At 60.9% G+C, this 486-nt stretch carries 1 protein-coding gene; it reads left to right on the top strand.

Annotated features, from left to right (window positions below; translation table 11 throughout):
* Positions 1-486, top strand: a 486-nt coding sequence (tssI, locus tag AO242_RS23735; RefSeq protein ID WP_141562240.1) for a type VI secretion system tip protein TssI/VgrG, incomplete at both ends; no start/stop codon positions are given.

Here is a 486-nt window from a genome sequence, read left to right as displayed (position 1 = left end):
GAGCGCGTCGAGCTGAGCGGCAACGCCCGAGGCCTTGGCACAGGGCACCTGTTCAGCATGACCGGCTTTGGTCGCGACGATCAGAACCGCGAATACCTGATCGTCGGCGCGCGCTATTACGTCGCTCAGGAAAGCCACGAATCCGGCGCAGGCTCCGCCGGTCCACAATTCGAAAGCGCCCTGACCTGTATCGATGCCCAACAAAGCTTTCGACCGCTGGCCAGCACCTCAAGGCCCATCGTAAAAGGCCCGCAAACCGCCATCGTCGTGGGCCCCAGCGGCGAGGAAATCTGGACCGACCAGTTTGGCCGGGTCAAGGTGCATTTCTACTGGGACCGGCATGACCAGTCCAACGAAAACAGCTCCTGCTGGATCCGTGTGTCTCAAGCATGGGCAGGCAAGAACTGGGGCTCGATGCAGATTCCACGGATCGGTCAGGAAGTGATTGTGAGCTTTCTGGAAGGCGATCCGGACCGCCCGATCATC

The sequence above is a fragment of the Pseudomonas sp. ICMP 561 genome (genome assembly GCF_002699985.1).
Classification (GTDB): domain Bacteria; phylum Pseudomonadota; class Gammaproteobacteria; order Pseudomonadales; family Pseudomonadaceae; genus Aquipseudomonas; species Aquipseudomonas quasicaspiana.
Note: the sequence above shows the minus strand (reverse complement) of the source record. Positions and strands in the feature narration are given on the sequence as shown.